Below are 7260 nucleotides of genomic sequence, written 5' to 3'. Positions count from 1 at the left end.
GTAGACGGTGGAGCGGTCTTTGTGGAAGTGGCGGGCGATTCTTGGGGCGGTCCAGCCCTCGGCGGCCAGGCGGACCATGGCGGCCCAGAGGCGGGTTTTCTTGTGGGTCTTCGGGTCCAGGGAGAGTTCCAGCAGGAGCCGGTCCTCCTCAGGGGTCAGCTGGATCTGAAGAGGGGCTGCCATGTTGACATGATAAGGGGTTGGCACTTAGCGCAAAGGGTGGCCACCCAGGTCTGGCTGCGTGGGGATGAGCATTTGGAAACCCTAGCCTACACGCGTGGCCAGGGCTGGAAGGTGCGCAAGGCCTTGAAGAAGGCGGTGGCCGAGCGCCTGAACCGCATGAGCCCCCAGGCATTGCTGAAGTACCGAGCTGAAGGCAGGCATTTCCGACAAAGGGATGCCCTAATCCTTGCTCACCCCAAGGCGCCCGATAGGGAGCATGCCTGGGTATACGACTACCTCATCCGAGGGAAGAAGGCGTCGCCTGAGGCCCTGGCCTTTGTGCAAAGGGTGAGGGAGGAGGATCCCCTGTGGGAGAGGGTGATCTCTAAGGAGGGCAGTACTCCTGAGGCCTGGCGTAAGGTCCTGCCTCACCTCGAGGGCCTCGCCCTTATCCGCAACCTGCGCAACCTTCAGGAACATGGCCTCCTGGACCGGAGGGAAGTGCAGGACCTCCTCCTGGCCAAGCTGGCGGATCCCGAGAGGGTGCGAGGCTGGCGTATCTTTCCCCACCAGTGGCTTCAGGCTCTATACCAGCTTCGCCCTGGAGATGGGGTGGCCCAGGGTGGGATGAGACCCCACCCCGTGTACCACGCCCTGGAGGGTGCCCTCGAGGCTTCGGTGCCCAGGCTTGACCTGGAAGGGGAAACCCTGATCCTGGTGGACGTGTCGGGCTCCATGTACCAGCGCATGTCCAGGAAGGGGGAGAGCACCTACGCCCTGGCGGCGGCCACCCTGGGGGCGGTTTTGTACCGCCAGGCCGGGGGGAGGCTCTTCGGCTTCAGCGACGACCTGATCCCCGTGCCCTTCTCCCCCGGGGACCCCCTGGTGGCCATGGTGGAACACCTCTTGACCTCCGGAGGGTACGGCACCTACCTGGAGAGGGCCCTGGGCAAGGCCCTCAGGAGTTTTGGGGGGCGCAGGGTGGTGATCCTCACAGACGAGCAGGTGGCGGACGACGCCTACCGCCCCTTGAGGCCCTGGCTTCTCGGGGATGACCGCCGCCGCGTGCACGTGATCAACCTGGCGGGGTATGCGCCCCTGGCCTTTCCTCAGAACGGCATCAGCCGCATCGGAGGCTTTAGCGACAGGCTGTTGGAGCTCCTGCCCCTCCTGGAGGCCCAGGACCCCATCGGCTGGATGAAGGCCTTCGGGAGGGAGCATGGCCTGGAGGTGGGCTAAGGCCCCCCGGGGAGGTGGAAGGTGAAGGTGTTGGCCCTAGATCCCGGAACGGTCCACAACGCCTGGTCGGTGGTGGAGGAATCGGAAGGAAGGCTTTTCGTGGTGGAGCATGGTTCCCTTTCGGCCTCGAGGAGAGGCAGGCAGGAGGTGGTGGGTGCGGTGGAGGCCCTGGTGATCCAGGCCGTGGAACGCCACGGCCCCGATCTCCTCCTGGTGGAGCTCCCCAAGGGCCGAAAGCCCTCGGTGCCCCGCGAGGTGTGGAGGGAGCTCCAGGGGATCGCCCACTCCCTGGCGTCCAGGCTTTCCTCCACTCTTCCCGTTTGCACCGCCTTTGCCTCCACCCCTCGAGGCTTCCACGATCCTTTCCAGCCCCCAGGCTGGCGCCAGCGCCTCACCGGGCTCAACCGGCCTTCCGACCTGGATGTGAGGCGTAGCCTCGAGGGGCTTGGGCTCGGCCCTCTTCCCAGAAATAGCCACGAGCTGGACGCCGTGGGTCTTGGGGTAGCCTACTTTCACTTCCCGGAGCTGTTCCAATGGGTGGAGGAACCCTCTTCCAGGGATCCCGGACCCAGGTGGGATGCCCTCACGGAGGAGTTGCGTAGGCTTTGGGCGGCCTGACCGCCTTAGAGGAGGACTGCCATGGAGGAGAGGATGTGGATTGCAGAAGAAAAGGTGAGCGGGGCCAGGCTGGAGGAGATCTGCCGTATGGCAGGGTACACCACCGTGGATCAAGACGGGGTTCTGGTGGTGCGTGGAGATCATGGAGATGCCCTAAAGACCCTCGTGGTTGTTAACCGAGAGAAGAGCATCATTCACTTCGCCTGTGTCTTTAGGTTTAAGCCATGGGTGCCCGAGCAGGACAGGCTTCTCTTCGTCAACAGGCTCAACGACACCACCCATGCGCTACGGTTCTCCATGAAAGTCCAGTCGCCGGACATCCTGGTGGTGGACTACGACCTTCCCTTCCAGGGAGGGGTCCTGGAGTCCCAGATTCGCTTTGTTCTGCGCCTCTTTCATCAGGGCCTTCCCCTGCTCATCGCCCTCCACGGGGGTGCAGGCCTTCTTCGCTAGGGTTTTGAAGGCGTGGACCGGGGCTGGGTGGGGGGCGCCTGGCCCCTCGGCAACCCCGAACCCCCACGGCAAGCTGGATAGAATGAAAGTGGAAAACGTATGAAGACCTCCTTACGGCTTTTGCACACGGCGGACTGGCACCTGGGGAAGACCTTGAAGGGGGTGGACCGCACCCCGGAGGTGGCCTCGGCCCTCGAGGAGGTCCTCAGATTGGTGCGCTCCGAGAAGGTGGATCTCGTCCTGGTCAGCGGGGATCTCATGGACCACCCCCAACCCTCCACGGAGGCGGAAGCCCTCCTGGTGGAGTTCTTCCTGCGTTTGGCAGAAGCGAAGGTTTCGGCCATGGCCATCGCCGGGAACCACGACTCTGGGGAGAGGATGGAGCGGGTTTATCGTCAGCTCTTGGGTCGCTTCGGGGTGGAGCTGCGGGGCCAGCTGGCTTTCGCCCACGAGGGCGGGGTGGTGGATCGGGGAGGCCTCAGGGTGGCCCTGGTGCCCTTCCTTTCCGAAAGACGCCTGGCCAAGACCCTGGAACTTCCCCCTGAGGAACGCCACCTGGCCTATGCGGAGGGGATGCGCCGCCTTTTGGCCCACCTGGCCCAGGAGGGCACTCCGGACGTGTACCTGGCCCACTTCACCGTGGCGGGGGCCAGGGTGGGGGGTGGGGAGTATGTGCTGCACCTGGCCGAGCACTACGCCGTGCCTCCTGGAGCCCTGCCGGGGGCCCGCTACATCGCTTTGGGCCACCTTCACGCCCTGCAGCAGGTGGCGGAAAACGCCTGGTACCCGGGAAGCCTGATCCCCCTGGACTTCGGGGCCAGCGAGCGGGCGGAGAGGGGGGTGGTGCTGGTGGAGCTCCCTCTGGACCGCCATCTTCCCGCCCGGGTCCACCCCATGCCGACAAACTGGGGAAAGCCCCTCCGCACCTTCCGGGTCAGGGTTTCCCAGGTGCAGGAAAGCCCCGGGGAGCGGGCCCGAATCCTGGGGGAGATCGAGGCCTTCCCGGGCTGGGCCCGGGTGGTGGTGCAGGGGCCCATGCACCTGGAGCTGAGGGACACGCTTAAGGAAATGGAGAGGGTCCTCGAGGTGGCGTGGGAAGAGGAGAGGAAAGGAGACGGGGGCGAGGCGCACCCCCCACCCTCCGCCCTCGAGGAGGCCTACCGGCAGTACCTGATGGAGGCAGGCCGCTGGGAAGGGGACCCCCCGGGGGAGGAGCTGGTCCATAGCTTTGCCGAGTTGCGGCAGGAGGTGGAAGAACATGAGGCCGGTGAGGATTGAACTGGAGGGTTTTGGCCCTTACCGGAAACGCCAGGTGGTGGACCTGGAGGGTGCGGATCTTTTCGTCATCACGGGTCCCACGGGAAGCGGTAAGACCACTCTGTTGGATGCCATTACCTTCGCCCTTTACGGAAGGGTTCACCGCCTGGGCAGCCGCAGGATCGAGGAGATGCGCCATCCCGAGGCGGAGAGGATGTGGGTGAGCCTCACCTTCCAGGTGGACGGCCGGGTCTACCGGGTGGAACGGGAGGTGGGCAGGAGGCGGGAGGTCCGGGTGGCCGAGCACCTGGGGGAGCGCTGGCAGATCTGGGATGTCAGGGGCCGGAATCTGGAGGGTAGTTTGGAGAGGATCCTGGGCATGGACTACGACACCTTTGTCCGGACCGTGCTCCTGCCCCAGGGTGAGTTCGACCGCTTCCTGCGCCGGGACAAAGGGAGCGAGCGGCGGAAGATTCTGGACCACCTCTTCGGCCTGGATGTCCTTCAGGACATGAGGACCAAAGCCAGTGAGCGCAAGGGGAACCTGGAAAGCAGGATCGCCGCCCTCGAGGCCGAGCTGGAGTCCTTGAAGGAGGCCACCCCGGAGGCCCTGGAGCAGGTCCGGAACAGGATGGGGCAGGTGAAAAAGGCCCTGGAGGCGAAGACGAGCGAGCTAAAAAAGGTTCAGGATGTCCGGGACCACTTCAGGGCCCTCCTCGCCCTATACGGGGAAAAAGCCCGTTTGCAAGAGGAGCTTTCCCGGCTCATGGAGGCGGAGCCTGCGCTTCTGGGGGACAAGGAACGGGCGGAGCTTTCCCAAAGGGCGAGGGAGCTCGTGGATCTGCTAGCGGAAAAGGAGAAGGCGGAAGCCCTTCTGAAGGAACTCAAGGAAGCGGACGCCCAGTTGGAGGAGGAGCGTGACGCCTTGGCTCGGGAACTGGACCTGGCCGAGCTCGAGCGGCTGGAAGGGCTTTGGGCCCAACGCGCCTATCTCCGGTCCCTCCACGACCTCCTGGGGAAGGCGGGAGAGAAACCTGCCCTCCATCCGGAGGCTTCCCCGTGGGAGGAGGAGGACGAGGCCGCCTTAAGGGAGGTCCTCGAGGAGCTTCCCCGCATGGAAAAGGCCAGGGAGCTGAAGGAGAAGCTCGTCCGCCAAGAGAAGGAGCTATCGTAGGTGGAGGCCGGGCTTCAGCAGACTCGCATGGCCCTGGTCCAAACCCTCCAGGCGGAGGTGGAGGAGCTGGAGGAGAGGCTTGGCCACCTGGAACGCCATCTGGGCGAGCTTGGGGTGGCCCGCTTCCGCCACCTCCTGCGGCCGGGAGAACCCTGTCCCCTTTGTCTCACCCCCGTCCAGGCCCTGCCGCCGGCCCTGGAGGAGGGGAAGGAGAAGGAGCTGGAAGGGGAGAGGAAGCAGGTGGAAACGCAGCTGGCCAGGAAGCGGGTGGAGCTTGAGCGCCTGCTGACGCTTGTCGGGCAGGAGGTTCCCCCGGCGAAGGTGGGGGTGGTGGCTGCCCTGGAAAAGGAGGAAACCCGGTTGGCCCGGCAGGCGGATGAGCTACGGGTTGCCGTAGGGTCTCTGAAAAAAGCCCTTGCGGACCTCGAGGTGGAGGACCTGGACCTGGAGGAGGAGTTTCGGCGCCTTGGCCAGGAGAAGCACCGCCTGGCCCTCTCCCTGGCGCACCACCTGGCGCAGGTGCTGGGGGGAAAGAACCTGAAGGACTTCATGACCTGGCTGGAGGAGCGCCTCCGGCACCTGCGGGGGCAGAAGAAGAGGCTGGAGGAGCTGGAGGAAGGGAGAAGGGAGCTCAGGGAAGAGCTTGGGCTCGTCCTGGCCCGGCTTGAGGAGAAGGTACGGGCCTTGGAGCAAGCCTGGAAGGATAACCCCGACCTTCCCCGGGACGGGAAGGCCCTACGGGCCCTTCTCCTGGATGAGGCAGAGGAGAAGAGGGCCCTTGAGGATTGGGAGAAACACCGGGACCATGTCCTAAGGGTCGAGGGAGCCCTGGAGTCCCTGGAGGCCAGGCTTCAGGAGCTGGCTCCGTTGCCCGAGACGCCGCCCACGCAGGAGGACCTGGAGGCGCTGGAGAAGCGCCTGGAGGATCTCAGCCAGGAGATCGGGGAGCTCAGCCAGGAACTGGGTGAGCTTCGTGGGGAGCTAGTGAACCTGGAGGGAGAGGTGAAACGCCGCGTGGGCCTGGAGGAGGATCTCCGGGAAAGGCGGCGGCAGTTCCGCATCTGGGAGGCCCTTACCAGCGACCTGCAGCAGCGGGCTTTCCCCGAATGGCTGCACCGCCGCCTGCAGCGGGCCCTCCTGGTCAGGGCCAACGAGATCCTGCACCAGCTCTCCTCCGGACGGTACAGCCTTAGGGTCAGGGAGGAAAGCGGCCTGGAGTACGAGGTGTACGACGCCTGGACGGGGGTCCACCGGTCTGCGCACACCCTCTCGGGGGGCGAGTCGTTTCTGGCGAGCCTGGCCCTGGCCCTTGCCCTTTCAGAAGAACTTGCCCGCAGGAAGCTGGAGGCCTTTTTCCTGGACGAGGGGTTCGGCACCCTGGACGGGGAGACCCTCGAGGTGGTGGCGCAGGCCCTCGAGGGGCTGGGACGGCAGAACCGGATGATCGGCGTCATCACCCACGTGGAAAGCCTGGCCCAGCGTTTCCCCATGAGGCTTCGGGTTCGGAAGGGGAGGGGGGAAAGCGTGGTGGAGTGGGTGGACTGAGGGCAGGTTACTCCTTGGGGCCAAACTCGTAGCGCTGGGTGTACGGGTTGTAGCGGATCTCCCAGTCACAGGGTACCAGCTCGTAGCTCCCGGTATACGGGTTATACTTTTCGCACAGGTCCTTGGCCTTACGGGCTTCGTACCTGCCTGTGAAGCGGTTGACCTCGGCATCATTGTCGGTCCCCACGCCGTATTTGCCCGTGAAGGGATTCAGGACTTCCTTGTGCTCTTTTCCCTCATCGTAGTACTCGTATTTACCCGTGAAGGGGTTGTACTTGATGGCCATGACTCCAGTATAGGATGCGTGACGACTCCCCGCTCTGAAGAGCGGGGCTTCTCGGTTCTCACGGGACGGCCCATGCCGTACCCATCCCCGAAGGCTCCGTCCGAGCCCTAGCCAGGATGTTCTGCGCCGCCGCTATGTCCCGGTGTAGGTGAGCCCCGCACTGGGGGCAGGTATACTCCCGCACCCACAAGGGTTTCTTCTCCCGGTACCCGCACACCGGGCAGTCCTGGCTTGTGTACTTTGGATCTACCTTTATCACCTGCCTACCAGCCTCTGCCGCTTTGTAGGCAAGGATTCTTAAAAACTGTCCCCAACCCGCATCCATTACTCCTTTCGCAACATAGGAGCGGGCCAGGTCGTGTAAGGACCCCCCTTTCGGTTATTCACTCCGAGGCCCTTCACGCTGCCACCCTGGCCACCCAGGTGGGAGGCAAGCCCTCCCGGGCTAGAACTTGGGCCACAAAGGAAAAGGCCGTCACCACCGCCGTCACCTGCCGACTAACCGCCTTAAGGCCCCGCACCCGTC

Annotated in this window: 9 protein-coding genes; 6 read left to right on the top strand and 3 right to left on the bottom strand. The window is 64.7% G+C overall.

Going from position 1 to position 7260, the window contains the following annotated elements:
- The coding region (locus tag F604_RS0110920; RefSeq protein WP_019551680.1) for a helix-turn-helix domain-containing protein at positions 1–183 on the bottom strand (183 nt) is incomplete at its 3' end.
- A gap of 6 nt (positions 184–189) precedes the next feature.
- Here F604_RS0110920 and F604_RS0110915 point away from each other — a divergent pair.
- The 6 genes from F604_RS0110915 (at position 190) to F604_RS0110890 (ending at position 6448) form a co-directional block, all read left to right on the top strand.
- On the top strand, positions 190–1401 hold the full coding sequence (locus tag F604_RS0110915; protein WP_019551679.1) for a TROVE domain-containing protein: 1212 nt from the start codon (positions 190–192) through the stop codon (positions 1399–1401).
- Positions 1402–1422: 21 nt separating this feature from the next.
- Positions 1423–2019, top strand: coding sequence for a hypothetical protein (locus F604_RS0110910; protein ID WP_019551678.1), 597 nt, complete (start codon positions 1423–1425; stop codon positions 2017–2019).
- 21 nt (positions 2020–2040) lie between these two features.
- A complete protein-coding gene (locus F604_RS0110905; RefSeq protein WP_019551677.1) occupies positions 2041–2472 on the top strand; it encodes a YbjN domain-containing protein in 432 nt (143 codons plus the stop codon).
- 99 nt (positions 2473–2571) lie between these two features.
- A complete protein-coding gene (locus F604_RS13470; RefSeq protein WP_019551676.1) occupies positions 2572–3750 on the top strand; it encodes a metallophosphoesterase family protein in 1179 nt (392 codons plus the stop codon).
- Complete coding sequence (locus tag F604_RS0110895; RefSeq protein ID WP_019551675.1) at positions 3731–4903, top strand: AAA family ATPase; 1173 nt, start codon at positions 3731–3733, stop codon at positions 4901–4903. Before F604_RS13470 ends, F604_RS0110895 begins: the two co-directional genes overlap by 20 nt.
- Positions 4904–6448: an AAA family ATPase gene (locus F604_RS0110890; protein WP_019551674.1), complete on the top strand. Its 1545-nt coding sequence runs from the start codon at positions 4904–4906 to the stop codon at positions 6446–6448.
- Positions 6449–6455: 7 nt separating this feature from the next.
- Here the strand turns inward: F604_RS0110890 and F604_RS0110885 are convergent, their stop codons facing one another.
- Complete coding sequence (locus tag F604_RS0110885) at positions 6456–6734, bottom strand: hypothetical protein (protein ID WP_019551673.1); 279 nt, start codon at positions 6732–6734, stop codon at positions 6456–6458.
- A gap of 58 nt (positions 6735–6792) precedes the next feature.
- Complete coding sequence (locus F604_RS0110880; RefSeq protein WP_276324411.1) at positions 6793–7089, bottom strand: RNA-guided endonuclease InsQ/TnpB family protein; 297 nt, start codon at positions 7087–7089, stop codon at positions 6793–6795.
- Positions 7090–7260: the final 171 nt, after the last annotated feature.

The organism is Thermus scotoductus DSM 8553, assembly GCF_000381045.1.
GTDB classification, from domain to species: Bacteria; Deinococcota; Deinococci; order Deinococcales; family Thermaceae; genus Thermus; species Thermus scotoductus.
The sequence above is the reverse complement of the archived record's forward strand: the minus strand, read 5'-3'. Positions and strand labels throughout refer to the sequence as shown.